Below are 22,984 nucleotides of genomic sequence, written 5' to 3' on the forward strand. Positions count from 1 at the left end.
AAATAAATGATTTTTTACTTGTCTTTTTCAGTAAAAAATTTATTTTTGCACAAAACTAAACAGACAACAAGATGTATTGGACATTAGAATTAGCATCCTATCTAAGTGATGCACCGTGGCCTGCTAACAAAGACGAACTTATTGACTACGCTATTAGAGCTGGAGCTCCATTAGAAGTAGTAGAAAACCTTCAGTCTATAGAAGATGAAGGCGAGATATATGAATCAATGGAAGAAATTTGGCCAGATTATCCTACAGACGAAGATTATCTTTGGAATGAGGATGAATATTAAAAAGTAAACCAAGAAAAAGTCTCTAAAGAGGCTTTTTTTTTGTTTAAATTTACAGAATTACACAAACAGAAATAAAAACATATTATGAGTTTTATAAATAGTATTATCAAAGTCTTTGTTGGGGATAAATCTCAAAAAGATGTGAAAGCTTTACAGCCGTATCTTAACAAAATTAAAACTTTTGAAACTCCTTTAATGGCATTATCTAATGATGAGCTTAGAGCGCGTACTGCATTTTTCAAAGAAAAAATAAAACAAGACCGTTCTGAAAAAGATGCTAAAATTAGTGCTCTGAAAGTAGAAGTTGAAAGTATTGAAGATATCGACAAACGAGAGGATATTTACGTCGCTATTGATGCGCTGGAAAAAGAGGCTTATGATATTTCGGAAAAAACGTTGTTAGAAATTCTTCCGGAAGCTTTTGCTGTAGTCAAAGAAACGGCTAGACGTTTCAAAGACAGTACACAAGTAATTGTAACTGCCACTGCAAAAGACCGTGAACTTTCGGCAACAAAAAGCTATATAACTCTAGATGGAGACACTGCGATCTGGGCAAATTCTTGGAGTGCTGCGGGTAAAGAAATTACTTGGGACATGATTCACTATGACGTACAATTAATTGGCGGAATGGTTTTACATGAAGGAAAAGTAGCAGAAATGCAAACAGGTGAAGGAAAAACATTAGTGGCAACTTTGCCGCTTTACTTAAATGCATTGACAGGAAACGGAGTACATCTAGTGACTGTCAACGATTATTTGGCAAAAAGAGATAGTACATGGAAAGCACCTTTATTTGAATTTCATGGTATGTCAGTAGAATGTATTGACAATTATCAACCAAGCTCAGAAGGAAGAAAAAAAGCATACGATGCTGATATCACGTACGGAACCAATAATGAGTTTGGTTTTGACTACTTGAGAGATAATATGGCACATTCTCCAGAAGATTTAGTGCAAAGAAAACACAATTATGCGATTGTCGATGAAGTCGATTCTGTTTTGATTGATGATGCAAGAACACCATTAATTATCTCAGGTCCAGTTCCTCAGGGAGATCGCCATGAGTTTAACGAATTGAAACCAAAAATTGAAAATTTGGTTAGTTTACAACGTCAATTGGCAAACGGCTTCCTATCTGAAGCTAAAAAATTAATAAAAGAAGGAAACACTAAAGAAGGTGGATTCCAATTGTTAAGAGCCTACCGAGCATTACCAAAAAATAAAGCATTGATTAAATTTTTGAGTGAAGAAGGAATTAGACAATTGCTTCAAAAAACCGAAAATCAATACATGCAGGATAACAAAAGAGAAATGCACAAGATTGATGAGGCATTGTATTTTGTTATTGAAGAAAAAAACAATCAGGTAGAACTGTCTGACAATGGTATCCAATTCCTTTCCGGAGATACTGATTCTGACTTTTTTGTACTTCCGGACATTGGAACCGAAATTGCCGCTATCGAAAAAAGAAAACTTGATAAAGATGCAGAAGCGGAAGAGAAGGAAAAATTATTTCAAGATTTCGGAATCAAAAGTGAGCGCATCCACACCCTGACACAACTTTTGAAAGCATACGCTTTATTCGAAAAAGATGTAGAATATGTAATCATGGACAACAAAATCATGATTGTTGATGAGCAAACGGGACGTATAATGGACGGTCGCCGGTATTCTGACGGTTTACACCAAGCCATTGAAGCCAAAGAAAATGTAAAAATTGAAGCAGCAACACAAACATTTGCAACAGTTACATTACAGAATTACTTCAGAATGTACAACAAACTGGGAGGAATGACAGGAACAGCCTCTACTGAAGCAGGTGAGTTGTGGCAAATATACAAACTGGACGTGGTAGAAATTCCTACGAACAGACCAATGGCCAGAAAAGATAAAGAAGATTTTATTTATAAAACTACTCGTGAAAAATTCAATGCCGTAATCGAAGACGTTTCAGAATTATCTAAAGCAGGGAGACCGGTTCTTATTGGTACAACTTCAGTAGAGATTTCAGAATTGTTAAGCCGAATGTTGAAAATGAGAGGTGTTGCACACAATGTCTTGAATGCAAAAATGCACAAACAAGAAGCGCAAATCGTTGAAGAAGCAGGGAAACCTGGTGTGGTAACAATTGCAACAAACATGGCTGGTCGTGGTACCGATATTAAATTATCTGCCGAAGTAAAAGCCGCAGGTGGATTAGCAATTGTAGGTACGGAACGTCATGATTCGCGTCGTGTGGATCGTCAGTTGCGTGGTCGTGCAGGACGTCAGGGTGATCCGGGAAGTTCTCAGTTTTATGTTTCTCTGGAAGACAACCTCATGCGTTTGTTTGGTTCTGAAAGAGTGGCAAAAGTAATGGACAGAATGGGATTACAAGAAGGTGAAGTGATTCAGCATTCTATGATGACCAAATCTATTGAACGTGCTCAGAAAAAAGTAGAAGAAAACAACTTTGGTGTTCGGAAGCGTTTATTGGAATATGATGACGTAATGAATGCGCAACGTGAAGTAGTGTACAAACGTCGTCGTCATGCTTTGTTTGGAGAGCGTTTGAAATTAGATATTGCCAACATGCTGTATGACACCTGCGAACTCATTATTGATCAAAACAAAGCGACTAACAATTTCAAAAACTTCGAATTCGAATTAATTCGTTATTTCTCTATTACATCACCGGTTACTGAAAGTGAGTTCATAAAACTCAGCGAAATGGAATTAACAGGTAAAGTATACAAAGCTACATTAGAATATTACACCGAAAAAACAGTACGAAGCGCCAGAGAAGCATTTCCTATTATAAAAAATGTTTACGAAGACAAAAACAACCAATTTGAACGCATTGTTGTTCCATTTACAGATGGAATCAAATCGTTGAATGTAGTTACTGATTTGAAAAAAGCCTACGAAACTGAGGGAGCTCAACTTGTTGCTGATTTTGAAAAAAATATTACATTATCTATTGTTGATGAAGCTTGGAAAAAACACTTGCGCAAAATGGATGAGTTGAAACAATCGGTACAACTTGCGGTTCACGAACAAAAAGATCCATTGCTAATTTACAAACTCGAGGCTTTCAATTTGTTTAGAGCTATGATTGACAATGTCAATAAAGAAGTAATTTCGTTCTTGTTCAAAGGCGATTTACCGGCTCAAGAAAACCAACAAATTCAAGAAGCGAAAGAAGTACGTCAGAAAGAAGACTTTCAATTGAGCAAAGACGAGGTGCTGAATTCTGATGAATTAGCAACACAAAATCGTGAAGCGGGACAAACGCAACAACGCCAAGTTACCGAAACTATCGTGAGAGATATGCCAAAAATTAATCGCAATGATACTGTTACGATTCAGAACGTGGCCAACGGACAAACTCAAGAAATGAAATACAAAAAAGCCGAGAGCTTAATCGCTTCAGGACAATGGGTTATCGTTAACTAATAACCGTTTCGATACCTTAAATTAAATTCCTCAATTACGAAAGTAGTTGGGGAATTTTTTTTATCCTGAATTTATTTCAGGATCTAATTTCAGGAGCCATTTCCCGCCCTACGCTGCAAGCTATTTGGTTTTAAACCCTTTTTCTAGCCGCTGTCAGGTGCTTCCGTCGGTCGCTCTGCCACCACCAGAAAAAAGTAGTTTTCAACCGGCATAGGCTTTCCGCTGCGGTCGGGGCTAGGGATTTTGCGATAAATAACTCCGTTTACGGTTTCCCGTAATAATCCTATAATCAAAGAATATATCTTTGAAAATAAATGAATTACTTTTTTATTTTATAAGTATTTTCAGTGATTTATTTATATATTTGAAAGTAAATAAAAATTGACGTTTATCAGACAAAGCGACCCAATTTAGGGTGGATAAGTCGGACGTCGTCAGTAGTATATACAAGTTATAGGCAATTTCCGAAAATACGCACAATTAATATATGAAACAATATTACGATCACCTGTTTATAAAAGAAGGAAGTACGATAGAAGAGATAAAAAGTGCCTATAGAAAATTAGCTAAAAAATTTCATCCTGATGTCAATCAAAATAATGATTATATTGAGGAATTTAAAATGATCCACAAAGCTTATGAATCTCTAATTTCTCACATAGAAAACACTAATAAATCTTCTTCTCAAAGTAAAGACAATTCGTCAAAAGTAGATAAAAAGAAATCTGTAACAGAACATTTCGATTATAGTGATTACTCTGACGAAATTCAAGTCGAAAATTTAATTTATCAAATCAAAGAAACAAAATTCACTAAAGAAATTAGTATTCATTACCAAAAAATAGTTGCTGATGGGATTTACTTCATTGTTAAGCTAGGAATTAAAAATATTGACAAAGAAGTTCGGAAATTATCATTCACTGACTTCAAATTATACGATGAAGATTTAAATTGTTATTCAAGTTTAGGACAAGAAATAAGATATTTAAATTTAAATCAGAAAGAAATGATATTTGAAAAAGAATGTCAACCACATTTACCTACTATCGGTTACGTGATGTTTGAGGTTCCGAATATAAAAACGTATTTTTTAGAACTTTATGGTGGAAGAATTCCAGGAAGACCAAGCTATAAAAAGAAAATAATACCATTAGAAATTGACACAAAAAATTTAAATGTCTAAACTAGAAACTTCCTATAATAGCTACTCCAACGTTGGCAGTCAGTTTGCCTAAAAAAACTTATAAACAAAACCTTTTAAAAATTTAAATTATGAAGAAAATTATTTTAGGATTATCATTAGTTATTGCTTTTGCGTCTTGTACTAAAAGTCCAGAAAATCAAGCCCAAGAAAACGTACAAGAATATATAACTACAAAAATGGATGATCCAAAAAGTTATGAATCTGTAAGTTTCGGTAAATTAGAAAAGGGAAAATCATCTTATCAAGATGAAGAAAAATATAAAAATTTAGTTTTAGAATATAATGATATGGACAAAAGAGTTTCTGACGCTTATGATTTTGCAATGTCTATGACTCACGAAAACACCATCAAATCAGCAACCGAAAGTTATGAAAAATTAGCATCAATGCGAAGCTCTGTTTTAACTGAGACTGAACAATATTTAAAAAAATATAAATCAGTTGATATTTTTAAAATGAAACATCTTTTTAGAGGTAAAAATAAAATGGGAGCGATAATTTTAGACAGTTGCAATGTAATTTTAGATAAAAATTTAAAAGTAAAATTAGTTCAACAATTGTAATCGAAAAAAACCGAAATATCCCTCGTGCCCACAAAGTAAACACAATATTAATGCGAATCAAGGGTTTAAAAAGAAAGAAATATCTGTTTAAAATTATATTAATAATCTGATAAACAGTATATTTATAGTGTATCTAACGCACGTTTAAATATATGATTAATCAGCCTAAAGCCCTAAAATTAATAAAAATCTACTCAATAATCTGCGACAGATTTGAAAAAGATTTAAAATATACTTGCGAACGTTTTAGCAACCCCGCTAGCGCGAGCGCAATGTCATTAAGTTAAGGGATTTTCATATTGCATCTTTCTGATTTTTAAGAACCAAAGGTCTTATTCGAGTTCTATACTTGCCTGCTTCACGTTTGTTACTCCGGTTTAATCGAATTGGAATTGTGTTTTGAAGAAATAGATTTTCCCCGCTAGCGCGAGCGTCTCGCTCGTGCCCACAAAGTAAACACAATATAAACTAAATGAGCACAAAATATAAATTTGGAGAGAAAACGGGAGCTTATTTTGTGAGCTTCGCAACTGTAAATTGGATTGATGTATTTACTAGAGACGCATATTTTTGTAATATTATTGAGTCATTGGACTTTTGTCGAAAGAAAAAGGGAATGGAGATTTACGGCTATTGTATTATGCCTAGTCATGTGCATTTAATATTTCGTTCCGAAAATGGAGACCCATCAGGATTGATGCGTGACTTCAAAGGTTTTACATCAAAAAAATTGCTCAAAACAATTGAAGAAAACACTCAAGAAAGTCGAAGAGAATGGATGCTTTGGATTATGGAACGAGCAAGAAAAAAGAATAGCAATGTAAAGCATAGACAATTTTGGCAACAGGATAATCATCCCATTGAGATTTGGTCGTTAAAAGTTTTTGAACAAAAGCTTACCTATATTCATCAAAACCCTGTAGAATCTGGTTTTGTAACCGATCCGATAGATTGGAAATATAGTAGTGCTAGAAATTATGGAAATAACGATCAAACGATTTTAGAAATTGATTTGAATTGATTTAGATTGTGGGCACGAGCGGGACGCACGCGCTAGCGGGGATCTATTGGAAATATAGTAGTGCTAGGAATTATGGAAATAACGACCAAACGATTTTAGAAATTGATTTGAATTGATTTAGATTGTGGGCACGAGCGGGACGCTCGCGCTAGCGAAGGTCTAGAATCAGACAGTCTATAGAATCTCTTTTTAATTAGTTGATTAAAAACACAAATATTCAAAGAGCATGCAAAGTTAGATCCGCAAAAGGATTATTAGTGCAGCTGCTTGGCAAGATTGCAGCTGCCTTTATAAACTTAATATTTTAACCCTTGATTCGCTTTATTTGCCATTGGAAATAACGGCGTCTATCGCTATAAAATGAATCCGAACAATATAAAAGACATACAACTAGAAAGTGAAACAACGTTTTAATGCTCCTCAAAATACCGTTCTTCAATTCGCTTAATGTCTTTTATTGAATTTTTGGCCCAAGCCAATCGCTTTTCTAAAATTTCATTTTCGGATAAATGCCAATCAATATTTGAATTGCGCAATCGATTCGTCAGGTTTTGAATGATAATTGCAGCTGAGACTGAAATGTTTAAACTCTCTGTAAAACCCACCATGGGAATTTTTAGAAAACCATCGGAGCTCTTCAAAATTTCTTCTGATAATCCGTCTCTTTCTGTTCCAAAAAATAAAGCGCTGGGTTTCGAAATGTCAAAATCTTCCATCAAACAATCATTCTCATGTGGCGTGGTAGCGATTATTTGATATCCTTTACTTTTTAACGCGTCCACACAGTTTGTAATGCTGTCGAAGGTATTGATATCGACCCATTTTTGGGCGCCCATGGCAATTTCCTTGTCGATACTTTTTCCGTAGCGTTGCTCGATAACGTTCAACTCCTGAATTCCAAAAATCTCGCAGCTTCGCATCACTGCACTGGTATTGTGCATTTGAAAAATATCTTCTACAGCAATGGTAAAATGATTGGTTCTGTTTTCTAATATTTTCAGGAATTTTTCTTTGCGGTTATCCGTTAGGATATTTTCAAGAAAATTAAGGTAATCAATGTCGACCATTAGAATATTTATTTATGCAAAAATAGTAAAAAAGACTAGCTTTATAGCTTCAAAAGTAGATTCTGACAGCTGCTTTTGGGATTGTTCCATAAAAGCTGAATTATAAATGATTGCGGAATTTGCGTGAGGGATAGAGGCGGTATCCTTTTTGGGCTTTTTAGCCAAAAAGATAAAGCTGAAAGCCCGACCCTTGTGGTCACGCCCAAATTGATATAAAATGAAAAAGAAATTAGTGGTTTTGACAGGAGCGGGGATTAGTGCCGAAAGTGGCATCAAAACCTTTCGGGATAGCGACGGACTTTGGGAAGGGCATAATGTGCTGGATGTGGCCACTCCAGAAGGTTGGCATAAAAACCCGGCTTTGGTACTGGATTTTTATAATCAAAGACGAAAACAACTCAAGGAAGTACACCCTAATTTAGGCCACCAAATTCTGGCTGAATTAGAAAATGAATTTGATGTTTTCATCATCACACAAAATGTAGATGATTTACACGAACGCGCCGGAAGCACGAATGTGTTGCATTTGCACGGCGAATTGTTGAAAGTAAGAAGCACCAAAAACCCAAATTACATTCTGGATTGGCAGGACGATTTGAATTTTGGCGATTTCGATGAAAATAAAAATCAATTGCGTCCACATATTGTTTGGTTTGGCGAGGAAGTTCCAGCACTTGATCAAGCCATTAGAATTAGTGAAGGTGCAGATTATTTTGCGGTGATTGGGACATCTTTGCAAGTGTATCCTGCAGCCGGATTAATCGATTTTACAGCCCGCGAAACACCTATTTTTTATATTGATCCAAAACCCATAAAAATTCCAAATCTCCGAAATCCATTAGATGTGATTCCTGAAGTGGCATCAGAAGGAATGAAAACACTAAAAAAGAAGCTAATCGGCTTTATTTAAAAACCATTCGTTTTCTATTTTGTCACGAAAGGGTTATATTTGCGCCTTTCGAACAAACAACAAAACAATGACTACTTTAAACGAATTGAATGCTATTTCTCCTATTGATGGAAGATATAGAAACAAGACTATTTCGCTGGCTCCATTTTTCTCTGAAGAAGCCTTAATCAAATACCGTGTATTGGTTGAAATTGAATATTTCATTGCTTTGTGCGAAGTACCTTTGCCTCAACTTGCAACCGTAAACCCAGATGTATTCGACAGTTTACGTAATATTTATAAAAACTTCTCTACTGAAGATGCCCTTTGGATCAAAGAGACGGAGAAAGTAACCAACCACGACGTAAAAGCGGTAGAATATTTCATCAAAGATGCTTTTGAAAAACTAGGCTTATCCCAATATAAAGAGTTTATTCACTTTGGATTAACATCTCAAGATATTAATAACACGGCGATTCCGCTTTCGACAAAAGAAGCTTTCGAGAAAGTATACATGCCTTCCTTGATCACTTTGACATCAAAATTAAAAGATCTAAGTGTCGAATGGCGCGATATTCCAATGCTTGCCCGTACCCACGGACAACCGGCTTCACCAACGCGCTTGGGTAAAGAAATTGGTGTTTTTGTAGAACGTCTGGAAGAACAAATGCGTTTGTTGTTTAATATTCCTTTTGCAGCTAAATTTGGTGGTGCAACTGGAAATTACAATGCGCATCATGTGGCGTATCCTCAAATTGACTGGAGAAAATTTGGAGGGAAATTTGTGGAGGACAACCTTGGTTTACACCACTCCTTCCCTACTACTCAAATTGAACATTACGATCATTTTGCTGCATTTTTTGATGCGTTGAAAAGAATAAATACAATCATCATTGATTTGGACCGAGACATTTGGACGTATGTTTCGATGGAATATTTTAAGCAAAAAATCAAAGCGGGAGAAATAGGTTCTTCAGCTATGCCACATAAAGTTAATCCTATTGATTTTGAAAATTCAGAAGGAAATTTAGGAATGGCCAATGCGATTTTCGAACATTTATCAGCTAAATTACCTTTGTCTAGATTGCAACGTGATTTAACGGACAGTACCGTTTTGAGAAATATTGGTGTACCAATAGGACATACGTTAATCGCTTTTGAAGCTACTTTGAAAGGCTTGAACAAATTGTTATTGAACGAGCCAAAATTCCACGAAGATTTAGAAAAAAACTGGGCTGTAGTTGCCGAGGCAATTCAAACAATTTTGCGTCGTGAAGGATATCCTAATCCGTATGAAGCATTAAAAGGATTGACCAGAACCAATGAAGCTATTGATAAAAAAGCGATTCACGGTTTTATAGCAACACTTGAAGTTTCGGATGCCATTAAAGCTGAATTAATGCAAATAACTCCTAGTAATTTTTTGGGAATCAGCTAAAAAAAAATAACCCGTCTTCTTATTAAATTCTGCTTCTATAAAATTTTAACGTTTTATGGGAGCAGAATTTTCTTTTAAGACTAAAATTATCATAAAAAAAAGTTATCCTTTAACGTTTTTTTTGATAAATAATAATAAAATTATATATTACAACAATACCAAAAAACATTTAATACAAATCAGTACATCCATCAATGAATCCCATAGAAGCAACATCACAAATAACACAACATTTACATCCTCTGATCAGTGATTTAGGATTAATATTAATGACCGCTGCAGTTGCGGTACTTTTATTCAAAAAAATAAGACAACCTTTAGTCTTAGGATATTTAATCGCTGGTTTTTTAGCGGGGCCAAATTTTATTTTTTTTCCATCAGTACAAGAAATAAACAGTATCGAAGTCTGGGCTGAGATTGGTGTTATTTTCCTTTTATTTAGTTTAGGCCTGGAATTTAGTTTTAAAAAACTGATGAAAGTTGGAGGTACAGCCGCTATTACGGCGCTGTTTCAAATAACCACTATGATCGTTTTAGGGTATCTCGTCGGACAATGGATGGGATGGTCCTTGATGGATAGTATTTTTTTAGGCGCTATTTTATCGATGTCTTCAACAACAATTATTCTTCGTGCTTTTGATGAGCTGAATGTAAAGGGGAAAAAATTTGCTGGAATTGTTTTTGGAACCTTGATAATAGAGGATATTGTAGCCATTTTGCTGATGGTCTTACTTTCAACAATAGCTGTCAGTAAACAATTTTCAGGAATGGAGTTATTCGAATCTGTTTTAAAACTCTTTTTCTTCTTAATATTATGGTTTGTAGGTGGTATCTTTTTCATACCCACCCTTCTTAAAAAAGCAAAAAATTTATTCAATGAGGAAACCCTATTGATAATATCAATCGCACTCTGTTTAATGATGGTTATCTTAGCTACAAAAGCAGGTTTTTCCCCAGCACTAGGTGCCTTTATAATGGGCTCTATCATTGCTGAAACCATTCATTCAGAAAGAATTGAGCATTTAATTAAACCCGTAAAAGATTTATTTGGAGCTGTTTTCTTTGTATCGGTAGGAATGTTAATCAACCCAAATACTTTAGTAGAATATGCAGTCCCTGTTGTAGTAATCACGTTAATTACAATTTTTGGAAAATCGATAAGTACGATGTTTGGAGCGCTAATTGCCGGTCAGCCCCTAAAGCAATCAGTCCAGTCAGGGATGAGTTTAGCACAAATTGGCGAGTTTTCTTTTATCATTGCCACCTTGGGAATGACATTAAAAGTGACAAGTGATTTTGTGTATCCAATTATTGTTGCAGTTTCAGCAGTAACGACTTTCACTACCCCATTTATGATCAAAATAGCGTTGCCAGTTTATGAACGCTTAATAAAAATACTGCCTAAAAAATTGATAGATGCTATAGATCGATATAGTGTGAATTCACAATCTGTAAAAACGACCAGTAATTGGCAGATTGTTTTGAAAGCAAAGTTGTCACAAATTGTGGTTCATTCTGTAATTATTATTGCCATAATTATTTTATCTGACCGCTATATTATTCCAATGACAGAAAGTTCTAAATTTGGAAACGCAGCAGCAGCCTTGGTAACATCCATAATAATAGCTCCTTTTTTATGGGCGTTATCCTTCAGAAAAGTGGCGGTAGAGCAGATTGAAGCTTTACAAAAAGCAGGCAAACATCGTGGTCCAATAATGGTATTGATTCTAATCCGAATTAGTTTAGGAATCTTTTTTATTGGCTTCTTATTAAATAATTTTTTGTCGCCTTGGATAGCCTTCGTCGCTTTGATCGCTGCAATATCTGTTTATTTATTGTTCCCAAAAAAATTAAACACTTTGTACAATAAAATTGAACTTCACTTTTTTCGAAATTTCAATGATAGAGAAATTTCTCAAGCACAGAAGAAACGAAGTGATTTAACTCCTTGGGACGGGCATATGGCATTTTTCGAAATTACCAAAGAATCAAATCTGGCAGGTAAAGCATTGAATGAACTTGAAATCCGAGAAAACATGGGTATTAATATTGCTTTTATAAAACGTGGAGGCATTACTATAAATATTCCTGATGGCAATGAACGTGTATTTCCCGGTGATGAAATTTGCGTCATTGGAACCGATGACCAAGTTCAAATATTTAAATCTTATCTGGATCAGAATGAAATTGAAGTTCCTGAATTAGTACAAGAAACCGCTATAATATTAAAACAAGTAGAACTAGAAAATGAAGAATTTATCGGAAAAAGCATTCGGAAATCACAGCTAAGAGAAAAAACGAATGGTCTGATCGTCGGGATTGAAAGAAATGAAAAACGGATTCTTAACCCGAATTCGGATATTATCTTAGAGAAAAATGATATTCTTTGGATTGTAGGAAACGAAAAATTACTCACTGCCTTTTTTGAAAAGTAAAACAAGGTCTTTTGTTGTACTCCAAGTTTGATAAAATTATAATTCAACAGGGTCCTCTTTTATTTGAGATGTATTTTACCATCGTCTAAAATAAATTATTATCTTTATTAAGAGACGTTCTCAATAAATCTATCGATTTTTTTGCCAGGATTTCTTGTTTTATTTTTAGTAGTACTGTAGCAATTAATATCATTATTAAATTTTAAATGCGAAAAAAAAATATAATTCAATAAGCTAATCACCTTATCAATTTTATGTCAAAAAACAAAATATTAATCCTATTTTCCCATCCACTTTACGAGAAATCGCACGCAAATAAAGCCTTGGTGGAAAATATTCCAGAATCAGAAAACATAACTTTCCATGATTTATACGAAGAGTATCCTGATTTTGATATTGATGTAAAACACGAACAGGTTTTGTTAAGTCAGCATGACATCATCATTTGGCATCATCCCATGTACTGGTATAGTTGTCCGCCATTGATGAAACAATGGATTGATATGGTACTGGAACACAACTGGGCATACGGAAAAAAAGGAAAAGCCTTGCAAGATAAAATTATTTTTCAAGTAATTACTACCGGCGGAGACAAAGAAAATTATTGCAAAACCGGCAGTGAACGGTACAGTATTCCCGAATTGCTCGAGCCGTTTAACCAAACCGCAAAAGTATGCAACATGATTTACTTACCCCCTTTTGTTGTGCATGGCACACACAATATGTCCAAAGATGATTATAAACAAAACGGTTTAATGTATGGCCATTTTCTAGATTACATAAACAACAATAATTTAGATACGGAAGTACTTTTGCAGTACCATTATTTGAACGAATGGTTTGCCACAATACAACAATAACATGGATACCAATTTTTTACTTCAGGCTATTATTTATTTATCAGCTGCCGTTATTTGTGTTCCTATTGCTAAAAAATTAGGATTAAGTTCTATTTTAGGCTATTTATTTGCCGGCATAATAATAGGGCCTTATGTAATGGGGTTTATTGGTCAGGAAGGCCAGGATATTATGCATTTTGCTGAATTTGGCGTTGTGATGATGTTGTTTTTAATTGGTTTAGAACTGGAACCCAGTAAGTTTTGGAAAATGAGGAAATTTATTATTGGAATGGGTTCCGCACAATTAGTAGGAACAACGCTTCTTTTATTTTTTGGATGTCTTTATTTTATGGATTGGAAATGGGAAACCACACTGGCCGTTTCCTTAGCGCTCGCATTATCCTCTACGGCCATTGTATTGCAAACTTTAAAAGAAAAAGGATTATCTAATACTTCCGTGGGACGTTCGTCATTTGCTGTTCTTCTTTTTCAGGACATCGCCGTAATTCCGATTTTAGCATTTTTGCCGCTTTTATCTACCGTAAATCTAGAAACTACAAATGAAATTCAACAATCCCTAATTACAGGTTTCTCCAGCTGGTTGCAAACTTTAATAGTCATCGGATGTATATCAACAATATATTTTGCAGGCCGCTTTTTATTTGTTCCGCTATTGCATATTATCGCCAAAACTCGGTTGCAGGAATTGTTCACCGCATCGGCATTGTTATTAGTTGTAGGCGTTTCTTATTTGATGCAGCTGGTTGGGTTAAGTCCCGCTCTAGGAGCATTTATGGCTGGAGTCGTACTGGCCAACTCTGAATTTCGTCATGAGCTGGAAGGGGATATTGCTCCGTTTAAAGGATTACTGCTTGGTCTTTTTTTTCTTGGAGTAGGCGCATCGATAAACTTTAAACTGATTCTTGACAATCCCCTTTTCATATTTGTTTTTGGAGCTATTCTTACTTTGGTTAAGTTTTTCGTTTTATTTATAATCAGCCGCTTTCATAAAAAGAAAATAGACCAAAACCTATTATTTGCTTTTGGGTTAAGTCAGGCAGGAGAATTTGGTTTTGTAATCATGAGCTTCTCTATGCAGCTAAACATCATTCCTAACATTTTGGCCAATCAAATCATGGCTGTTATTGCTATGAGTATGATAGCAACACCTTTTTTACTGTTAATAAATGAACGCTTAATTTATCCTAATTCAAAATTTCAAGAAAAGGAAACAAAAAAAGACAGTGATTATATTGATGAAGACAATCCTGTAATCATAGCTGGTTTTGGTCATTTTGGGAGTACAGTTGGACGCCTATTAAGAGCCAATAACGTAAAATCAACGATCCTAGATTATGATTCTGATCGAATAGATGTATTACGAAAAATGGGATTCAAAGTATATTATGGAGATGCCACTCGTTTAGAATTATTGAAAGCTGCAGGTTGTGATACTGCCAAACTTTTTATTGCTGCCATTGATAATCCTACGGTAAATTTGCAAGTAATTGAAACCTTAAAAAAACACTTCCCAAATTTAAAGATCTTAACTCGTGCCCGAAACCGGATTGATGCCTATGAATTAATTGACCATAAAGTAGAACACATTTATCGGGAAACGTTATACAGTGCGGTCAATATGGGGGTAGATGCCTTAGTAGAATTAGGTCACAGGAAATATACCGCTACCAGGCAAGGGCAGCAATTTATAAAATATGATGAAATTACCACCCGAAAATTGGCGGAAAAACGTCATGATAAAATGGCCTATCTGATCACCGTAAAAGAAGAAATTGAATTACAGGAACAATTGTTGAAAAGTGATATTTATTCCCAAGTTGCTGCCACCAATCACAGTTGGGACAGCGAGCATTTGAAAAACAACTTAGCAGATACTACAGAATAACGATTTTCCGAAAACTGAAAAAAGACATAATTAAAACCTTAAGCGGAATTAATTATGCCTTTTTTTATTGTTTAAAAAAACTAAAAATTATCTTGAATAATTAGGCGCTTCTTTTGTAATGGTTACATTATGAGGATGACTTTCATTGATTCCGCTAGCTGTTATGCGAACAAAACGACCGGTTTCCTGTAAAGTTGGAATGTCTTTAGAGCCACAATACCCCATTCCGGCACGAAGACCACCAATAAATTGTTGCATGCTTTCGTTCAATTCCCCTTTGTAAGGAACCCTTCCTACAATTCCTTCCGGAACCAGCTTTTTTACATCATCTTCTACATCTTGAAAATAACGGTCTTTAGAACCTTCTTGCATTGCTTCAACAGAACCCATTCCACGGTACGACTTAAATTTTCTGCCTTCGAAAATAATAGTTTCTCCTGGAGATTCCATGGTACCTGCTAATAATGATCCTAACATTACACAATCAGCTCCTGCAGCAATAGCTTTTGGAATATCTCCAGTGTAACGAATTCCACCATCAGCAATAACTGGAACTCCAGAACCTTTGATCGCCGCAGCTACTTCAAGAACAGCTGAAAACTGAGGAAAACCAACGCCTGCTACAATACGAGTCGTACAAATAGACCCTGGACCAATCCCTACTTTTACTCCATCTGCACCATTCTCAACTAGATATTTAGCTGCTTCAGCAGTGGCAATATTACCAACAATAACGTCTAAGTTAGGGAATTTCGCTTTAACTAATTTTAGTACATCGACAACTCCTTTCGTATGTCCATGAGCAGTATCGATAATAACTGCATCTACTCCGGCATTAACCAAAGCAGTAGCCCTTTCAACAGCATCGGCAGTTACACCTAACGCTGCAGCTACACGTAAACGTCCGTATTTGTCTTTGTTTGCATTTGGTTTTTGAGTCAATTTAGTGATGTCTCTAAAGGTAATCAGGCCCACTAATTTATAATCAGCATTTACTACTGGAAGTTTTTCAATTTTATGACCTTGCAAAACTACTTCTGCTTGTTCCAGAGAGGTACCTTCGGCAACAGTTACTAAGTTTTCACTGGTCATAACCTCAACAATAGGTCTTGAACTATTTTTTTCAAAACGTAAATCTCTATTGGTAACGATTCCTTTTAATATTTGATTTTCATCTACAATTGGAATACCTCCAATACCAAATTCTTTCATGGCATTTTTGGCATCTGCTACTGTTGAAGTTAATGGCAAAGTAACGGGATCGATAATCATACCGGATTCGGCTCGTTTTACTTTTCTAACTTTCGCAGCTTGCTGTTCGATGGTCATATTTTTATGCAAAACGCCTATTCCACCTTCTTGAGCCATCGCAATTGCCATCGCGCTTTCGGTTACGGTATCCATAGCAGCGGATACAATAGGAACATTTAACGTTATATTTCTTGAAAATTTGGATTGAATACTCACTTCGCGAGGAAGCACATTTGAGTAGTTGGGAACTAATAGAACATCATCGTAAGTTAATCCTTCACCGATAATCTTAGAGTTGTGTGCGATCATTGCAATTGTAGTTGGAGTTTAATTGCGTGCAAATATAGATAATTTTAAGCAAAAAATCGCTATCATTTTCCAATAAATAATTAAATTGCCGTTCAAAGTCAATTCTTTGGTTCTAAAATACACCTTGGTTTCCAATCCAGAAAATCGGTTTAATTTATTTTGCTATGACAGAAACCCACACCAATTAAAAGGACTTTCTAATGAAGCCGTTTTTCTTTCGAGAACAAAATTTGGCTCGAATGCAATAGTCAATCAAGATAAAAATCAGTTCTTGAAATCCCTATTCGAAATGGTAAAGGAACTAATGTTCTTACTATTACTCTCCGCAACTAGTGCTTATTTCATTATTAGTGATTATGGAAACTGAATTTTGATGAGTGTAGCAATTGTATTGGTTTCCGCTATTTCACTGTATCCGGAATCCAAAAGCAGAACAGTAATTGAAGCCTTAAAAAAATTATTCCGATACAAAAGCAAAGTCATCTGCAACGGCTAAATCATTGAAATTTCAAGCGAGGAAATAGTTGTTGGCAACAAAACTCAACTAGGCATAAAAATAGGGCAATCATTCGGGAACTCTTGAATTATGGAAAAATAGCAGCTTAAAAACTAACGAAGTATTGTTAGATAGTACTTTATTTTTTATTGTTTTTGAAAATAACATTTAACCCCAGTTGAAAAGAAAGACTATTTGCCTTGGTAACATCGCGGTATTCCAAAAGATTATCAGCAAGAATATAGAAATTTACTGGTCCAAAATGACTGGACAATCCCAATCCTATATTCTTATACGAATACGAATCTATGGTGTACGTGGCTTTCATTTGCAATGCCTTGAAGAGTTTTCGCCTGTAATAGGTGGTAAAAGCGACTAGTGGAGTTCGTGGTGTAGACATAACAAATAATTGAGCGCCAACTGCACTTTTATAAATAGTTTCCGGATCATAATTAAGACAATTGCAATCTTCTGGTCTTTCTTCGTCAAACGAATACTGAACCGAAGTATTAAATTTTGCCGGTCGCCAAGTTGTATAATCCGCATATAAGGTGTCCAAAGGAATGGCATCATTGAATTCCTTGTATCCGTTTCCTGCTGAATTACCGGAACTGAAATTTGGAATCACACCTTCATACTTATAGGTTCCTTTGTATGTTAAACTCTCTACTTCTTTGCTGTGTTTAATAAAACCCACATCAATAACACTGGCCGTAAGCTGTATGTTTTTCTTTGGATAATAGGTAAAACCAGCATCAAATCCCAAACCTAAATTACCTCCTAAAAAAGCTCTTTTAGTAATGTCTTTCGCCACATTAGGCTCGTAATTCTCATCATCATATTGAGCAATTCCAGACGTATTGAGTTGTAATTGTGAATAAATTATCTGTTCATAGACTCCTGTAGTGGAAGGAATAGTGTAAATGTAGCCTGAGTTATTGGTAGAATTAGCATTGTAAATACTCGAATAAATTTTCCCTCGTACTCCTAAAATAAACTTTTCATTGATGTTTTTATGAAATCCAACATGAAATACCGTTAGCAATTCTGCTTTGACACTCAAATCACCTAAATTAAAAACTTTTCCCAGATAAGCACTATTTCCGTCTAAAGCTAAAATGGCAATGTCTTTAGGAACATAACTCAACATATCAAATTCCTGATACATCCCAAACGAAATATAAGAATCATTTTGTTCTCCTTTGATTTTAAAACCTCCGTTAAAAATTTCTATTTGTTCATTGATCGCTACTCTGTCTTTTCTAGAAGATGAGAATACTGCATTGCGTAATTTTACATTAAAATCGACTCCGTTATCCGCAAATAAATCATACGCCGAAAATCCGCTTGAGCCTACATTTGCAGAAATTCCAGACAATAAAGGAACTCCAAAATACCAATTATATTTGAAATCTGCTCCCGGATTAGTCATCAAAGACTGAGGAACTGAAGTGAAATTATATAAAATTTGTTTGTTTTGCGAAAAGCAATCTACAGCTAGAAATAAAATAAAAATTAAGATTACTTTTCTCATTCCAGCACTAAATAAGCGGTTGCACCTGAACGCAGTTTCAAACTCCCAGCACTATCCTCGTTCAATAGTGCACCAGGCGACATTGTCAGTGTAAAAGCAATTCTGGTAGTTCTTTTTAATAAATCAAGCTGGGCATTTTCAAAAGTTTCTGTCTTAGTCATTTTGTTTTCCAGACCGGTATAAGCCGGAACAGTAAAATTTATAGCGTGAACGCGTTGGTAATTTTTGTCCAAAAACACTAGATCCACTGAATATGCTCTACTAATGGTGTTTTCCATTTCAAATGAAAGTTCCACTTTTTTTAATCGCTGTCTAAAAAAATCATCATTAAACACATCCAATACGGGTGCATCATAGATCACGCTTTGCTCTACTCCATTGGTGACAAAATCTTTTGCCGGAATATCAAAATATGCTAAATTAGATACAAAAACAGGCTCTAACTTTAAAGTGTTCACCTGATCATAATCTAAATCACTCGCGCATGAAAAAGAGAACAACAACAATATTAGTATTCCTATAACTCTATTGAAAGCCAGTAGTCTCATGGTATGATACGTTAAAGAAAAAAATTTGATTCGTATACTTAACGCATCAATGATAAACTTATTATTGCCAAAATAAAAGAGTTCCACACGGTTTCCTTTCTTTTATTTCTAGTGAAACTCTCCAAACAACTTAGAAGCCTCATTATAAGTACTTTCAAAACTCATTGGACTCATATTCGTATATTCTTTTTGGGCAGTAAAATATGATAATAATTTCTCCGTGGGCATGTTCCCAGTCAGATCATCAGTAGCCATCGGACAACCACCAAAACCCTGAATGGCACCATCAAAACGACGGCATCCTGCTTTATAAGCGGCATCAATTTTCTCAAACCATTTATCAGGTGTGGTATGGAGGTGTGCACCAAATTCTATTTCTGGATATTGTGGAATTAAATTTGAAAACAAATACGAGATTACATCAGGGGCAGAACTTCCTACTGTGTCCGAAAGCGACAGGATTTTGACTCCCATACTGGCCAATTTTTGAGTCCATTCACCAACAATTTCAACGTTCCATGGATCACCATAAGGATTTCCAAAACCCATTGATAAATACGCCACGACTTCTTTGTTGCTTTTAGCTGCAATTTCAAGAATTTCTTGTAAGGTAATTAACGATTCAGCTATGGTTTTGTGGGTATTCCGCATTTGGAAATTCTCAGAAATCGAAAATGGGAAGCCCAAATAGCGTATTTCAGGATGAACAGCCGCAAGAGTTGCACCTTGTGTATTGGCAATAATAGCCAATAATTTGCTTTTGGTTTGAGATAAATCAAGTTGTGCCAGAACTTCTGCTGTATCCTGCATTTGCGGAATTGCTTTTGGTGAAACAAAGCTTCCAAAATCTATAGTATCAAAACCCACACGCAACAAAGACTGAATATAAGTCACTTTTCTTGTCGTAGGAATAAAAGGTTTGATGCCTTGCATGGCATCCCGTGGACATTCTATAATTTTTATTGGTTCCATAGAAAGCCAAAGATAGAAAAACAATTAAGATTATTAAATTATGATTTTTAAAATTTCTAAAATTGACATTATTACCTATTTTGGTAATAAATTAAAATATTACGTAATTTGGTAATAACAAATATTATTACGTAATTTGGTAATAATTTAATTCTAACCTTTTGAAATTGAATTTGATTTTTTAATTACAGTTGAAATATGATAAGTATAATCACAGGAGACATTATTAATTCGAGACAACTACCTTCTGCAATATGGATTGACGGCTTGAAAGAGCTATTGAATACCAGAGGTAAAAATCCGAGTGAATGGGAAATTTATCGGGGTGACGAATTTCAAATAGAAATTATAAATCCTGAAGAAGCACTACTCACAGCTTTTCAAATTAAAGCGTATCTAAAAACGCTGAAACTCGATGCGAGAATGAGTATTGGTTTTGGTGATAAAACCTATTCTGGAGCAACAATTTCCGAAAGTAACGGAACTGCATTCGTTCGATCCGGGGAACTTTTTGAAACTTTAAAAAAACTAAAAACGACCTTAGCCATTAATTCCGGCACTAGCGATTTAGATACTGAAATAAATTTAATGCTGCGTTTAGGATTGACCTTTATGGACAATTGGCTGGCGCAATCGGCTGAATTTATTGTGGTTTCTATGGCAAACAAAATGCTTTCTCAAGAAGAAATAGGCACAAAATTAGGTATCAATCAAGCCGCTGTAAGTCGGAGACGAAAACGAGCACAATTTGATTTGGTATTGGAATTGGATAATCATTTTCGGAAAAAAATTAAAAACCTCCGTGTATGATTATTTTTGTAAAACTACTATTGGCCCATTTACTTGGTGATTTTTTGTTGCAACCCACATCTTGGGTTTTAGATAAAGAAAACAGGAAACATAAAAGTATTTATCTTTACATCCACACGTTTATTCACTTTTTTCTGGCTTGGATTTTAATTGGTAAGGCTAATTTTGTTTGGTTTGCGACTGTACTAGCGGTAACACATGGAGGAATTGATTTTATGAAATTACACGTTCAAAAAGACAAAACAAAACGCAATTGGTTCCTAATTGACCAACTTTTACATCTTATCGTGCTCATAGCAATTACACTATTTTACAATAACGACCGTATCGATTTTGCATCATATGACAATCAATTTTGGATCTTTGCAACCGGAATACTTTTACTGACACAACCTACATCGATACTGATAAAAAATATCATTTCGATTTGGACTCCAGAAAACAAAAAAAACGATGATTCTCTATCCAATGCTGGAAATTATATTGGAATATTAGAACGCTTATTTGTTTTTTACTTTGTAATTAGTGCCCATTTTGAAGCCATCGGTTTTCTATTGGCTGCAAAATCTATCTTCCGTTTTGGAGATTTAAAAGAAGCCAAGGACCGAAAACTTACTGAATATGTTCTTATCGGAACCTTATTAAGTTTTGGAATTGCTTTATTGACAGGGCTTTTAGTACAATATGGGATATTAGAATTTTTCTAAAATTTTCATATTTATGGCTTTCACTAAAGCTGGTCCTTCATAAATAAAACCGGTATACAACTGAATTAAACTTGCACCGGCGTCTAATTTTTCTATTGCATCTTCGGCTGAATGAATTCCCCCTACTCCAATAATCGGGAAGGCTTTATTGCTTTTCTCAGCTAAAAAACGGATTACTTCAGTAGACCGTTTTGATAATGGTTTTCCTGACAAACCCCCTAATTCGGCTTTATTTTCGGATTGCAATCCTTCACGGAAAATTGTAGTATTAGTAGCAATAACGCCCGCGATTTTAGTTTCCTTTATAATAGCAATAATGTCAAGTAACTGCTCATCTGTCAAATCAGGAGCAATTTTCAGTAGAATTGGCTTTTGCTTTGGCTTTGCCAAATTCTTATTCTGCAACGTTTGCAACAGTTGCGTCAATGGCTCTTTGTCTTGCAAAGCACGGAGATTTGGCGTGTTTGGCGAACTCACATTCACTACAAAATAGTCCACATAATCATACAAAGCGTCAAAACATATTTCATAATCTGAAGTCGCTTCTTCGTTTGGTGTCAACTTATTTTTTCCAATGTTTCCACCTATCAAAATACCTTTATTTTTTTTTAATCGTTCCACCGCTTCTTGAACTCCACTGTTGTTGAAACCCATTCGGTTAATAATGGCGCTGTCTTCTTTCAAACGAAACAAGCGTTCTTTAGGGTTTCCTTCCTGCCCTTTTGGGGTAAGTGTTCCTATTTCGATAAAACCAAAACCAAAGCTGGACAATTCTTTATACAACTTGGCGTCTTTATCAAATCCAGCCGCAAGTCCTACGGGATTTTTAAATTTTAGTCCAAAAACTTCTGTTTCTAATCGGGGATCCTTGACTTCATAAAGCAATTTAAAAAGAGAAGAAAACCCTGGGATTTTAGACAAAAAGTGAATTAATGAAAAAGTAAAATAGTGCACTTTTTCAGGATCAAACCAAAAAAGTATGGGACGTAAAAGTAATTTGTACATGGGTGCGTTGTTATGGAGTACAAAAATAGAATTATCTAACCGATAAATAAATATTTAGAAAATAATTTATATAAATCATTTTGATTACTAAAAATATCCGGGAGTACAACGCGTATTAGAGGTACTGATCCGTAAAAATGGTGACTCGGCAGGAATTACAAATTGTAATGCTTTTAATTCATGATGCCCAACAGTAAAGCAATAGTAGTCCGAAAAAATCTAATTCCTATTTTTAGTGGTTTAATAAAAGACGGAATCACCA

20 protein-coding genes are annotated in these 22,984 nt (G+C 35.0%); 14 read left to right on the forward strand and 6 right to left on the reverse strand.

The window, feature by feature from the left end:
- The first annotated feature begins 71 nt into the window (after nt 1-71).
- The 5 genes from EKL99_RS10260 (at nt 72) to EKL99_RS10280 (ending at nt 6,516) form a co-directional block, all read left to right on the forward strand.
- Nucleotides 72-293, forward strand: coding sequence for a DUF2795 domain-containing protein (locus EKL99_RS10260; RefSeq protein WP_007138072.1), 222 nt, complete (start codon nt 72-74; stop codon nt 291-293).
- An 84-nt stretch (nt 294-377) separates the two neighbouring features.
- Nucleotides 378-3,728, forward strand: a complete 3,351-nt coding sequence (gene secA / locus EKL99_RS10265) for a preprotein translocase subunit SecA (RefSeq protein ID WP_126576894.1) — start codon at nt 378-380, stop codon at nt 3,726-3,728.
- A gap of 487 nt (nt 3,729-4,215) precedes the next feature.
- On the forward strand, nt 4,216-4,911 hold the full coding sequence (locus EKL99_RS10270) for a DnaJ domain-containing protein (RefSeq protein ID WP_126576895.1): 696 nt from the start codon (nt 4,216-4,218) through the stop codon (nt 4,909-4,911).
- Nucleotides 4,912-5,000: 89 nt separating this feature from the next.
- The gene (locus tag EKL99_RS10275) at nt 5,001-5,495 is read left to right on the forward strand and encodes a hypothetical protein (RefSeq protein ID WP_126576896.1); all 495 of its coding nucleotides are present in this window, start codon (nt 5,001-5,003) and stop codon (nt 5,493-5,495) included.
- A 472-nt stretch (nt 5,496-5,967) separates the two neighbouring features.
- On the forward strand, nt 5,968-6,516 hold the full coding sequence (locus EKL99_RS10280; RefSeq protein ID WP_126576897.1) for a transposase: 549 nt from the start codon (nt 5,968-5,970) through the stop codon (nt 6,514-6,516).
- A gap of 410 nt (nt 6,517-6,926) precedes the next feature.
- Here EKL99_RS10280 and EKL99_RS10290 read toward each other — a convergent pair whose 3' ends face one another.
- Complete coding sequence (locus EKL99_RS10290; RefSeq protein ID WP_126576898.1) at nt 6,927-7,583, reverse strand: RNA methyltransferase; 657 nt, start codon at nt 7,581-7,583, stop codon at nt 6,927-6,929.
- Nucleotides 7,584-7,800: 217 nt separating this feature from the next.
- Here EKL99_RS10290 and EKL99_RS10295 point away from each other — a divergent pair, with 217 nt between their 5' ends.
- From EKL99_RS10295 to EKL99_RS10315, 5 genes are all read left to right on the forward strand, one after another.
- Nucleotides 7,801-8,493, forward strand: coding sequence for an NAD-dependent deacylase (locus tag EKL99_RS10295; protein ID WP_126576899.1), 693 nt, complete (start codon nt 7,801-7,803; stop codon nt 8,491-8,493).
- 67 nt (nt 8,494-8,560) lie between these two features.
- Nucleotides 8,561-9,910: an adenylosuccinate lyase gene (gene purB / locus EKL99_RS10300; protein WP_126561938.1), complete on the forward strand. Its 1,350-nt coding sequence runs from the start codon at nt 8,561-8,563 to the stop codon at nt 9,908-9,910.
- A gap of 194 nt (nt 9,911-10,104) precedes the next feature.
- The gene (locus tag EKL99_RS10305; protein ID WP_126554341.1) at nt 10,105-12,345 is read left to right on the forward strand and encodes a cation:proton antiporter; all 2,241 of its coding nucleotides are present in this window, start codon (nt 10,105-10,107) and stop codon (nt 12,343-12,345) included.
- 254 nt (nt 12,346-12,599) lie between these two features.
- Nucleotides 12,600-13,205 (forward strand): NAD(P)H-dependent oxidoreductase, encoded by a 606-nt coding sequence (locus tag EKL99_RS10310; RefSeq protein WP_126456328.1) that lies wholly within the window; start codon nt 12,600-12,602, stop codon nt 13,203-13,205.
- Nucleotide 13,206: 1 nt separating this feature from the next.
- Complete coding sequence (locus EKL99_RS10315; RefSeq protein WP_126460265.1) at nt 13,207-15,090, forward strand: monovalent cation:proton antiporter-2 (CPA2) family protein; 1,884 nt, start codon at nt 13,207-13,209, stop codon at nt 15,088-15,090.
- A gap of 87 nt (nt 15,091-15,177) precedes the next feature.
- Here the strand turns inward: EKL99_RS10315 and guaB are convergent, their stop codons facing one another.
- The gene (gene guaB, locus EKL99_RS10320; RefSeq protein ID WP_126454571.1) at nt 15,178-16,650 is read right to left on the reverse strand and encodes an IMP dehydrogenase; all 1,473 of its coding nucleotides are present in this window, start codon (nt 16,648-16,650) and stop codon (nt 15,178-15,180) included.
- An 85-nt stretch (nt 16,651-16,735) separates the two neighbouring features.
- Here guaB and EKL99_RS10325 point away from each other — a divergent pair, with 85 nt between their 5' ends.
- Entirely contained in the window at nt 16,736-17,017 is a 282-nt protein-coding gene (locus EKL99_RS10325; protein WP_158614925.1) for a cation-transporting P-type ATPase, read from the forward strand.
- 6 nt (nt 17,018-17,023) lie between these two features.
- Nucleotides 17,024-17,146: a hypothetical protein gene (locus EKL99_RS14790; RefSeq protein WP_255416411.1), complete on the forward strand. Its 123-nt coding sequence runs from the start codon at nt 17,024-17,026 to the stop codon at nt 17,144-17,146.
- A gap of 139 nt (nt 17,147-17,285) precedes the next feature.
- On the opposite strand, the gene EKL99_RS10330 is transcribed toward EKL99_RS14790, so the two are convergent.
- From EKL99_RS10330 to EKL99_RS10340, 3 genes are all read right to left on the reverse strand, one after another.
- Complete coding sequence (locus EKL99_RS10330) at nt 17,286-18,680, reverse strand: DUF5723 family protein (protein ID WP_126576900.1); 1,395 nt, start codon at nt 18,678-18,680, stop codon at nt 17,286-17,288.
- Entirely contained in the window at nt 18,677-19,228 is a 552-nt protein-coding gene (locus EKL99_RS10335) for a hypothetical protein (protein WP_126576901.1), read from the reverse strand. The genes EKL99_RS10330 and EKL99_RS10335 overlap by 4 nt, the downstream gene beginning before the upstream one ends.
- 108 nt (nt 19,229-19,336) lie before the next feature.
- The gene (locus EKL99_RS10340) at nt 19,337-20,200 is read right to left on the reverse strand and encodes a hydroxymethylglutaryl-CoA lyase (protein WP_126576902.1); all 864 of its coding nucleotides are present in this window, start codon (nt 20,198-20,200) and stop codon (nt 19,337-19,339) included.
- 198 nt (nt 20,201-20,398) lie between these two features.
- Here EKL99_RS10340 and EKL99_RS10345 point away from each other — a divergent pair, with 198 nt between their 5' ends.
- Together EKL99_RS10345 and EKL99_RS10350 are read left to right on the forward strand one after the other, a co-directional pair.
- Nucleotides 20,399-21,010: a hypothetical protein gene (locus EKL99_RS10345; protein ID WP_126576903.1), complete on the forward strand. Its 612-nt coding sequence runs from the start codon at nt 20,399-20,401 to the stop codon at nt 21,008-21,010.
- Entirely contained in the window at nt 21,007-21,717 is a 711-nt protein-coding gene (locus tag EKL99_RS10350; protein WP_126564477.1) for a DUF3307 domain-containing protein, read from the forward strand. Before EKL99_RS10345 ends, EKL99_RS10350 begins: the two co-directional genes overlap by 4 nt.
- Here EKL99_RS10350 and EKL99_RS10355 read toward each other — a convergent pair.
- Nucleotides 21,703-22,722: a quinone-dependent dihydroorotate dehydrogenase gene (locus EKL99_RS10355; RefSeq protein WP_126561945.1), complete on the reverse strand. Its 1,020-nt coding sequence runs from the start codon at nt 22,720-22,722 to the stop codon at nt 21,703-21,705. The two genes, EKL99_RS10350 and EKL99_RS10355, sit on opposite strands and share 15 nt — an antisense overlap.
- Nucleotides 22,723-22,984: the final 262 nt, after the last annotated feature.

Source organism: Flavobacterium sp. ZB4P23, from assembly GCF_003970375.1.
GTDB lineage: Bacteria > Bacteroidota > Bacteroidia > Flavobacteriales > Flavobacteriaceae > Flavobacterium.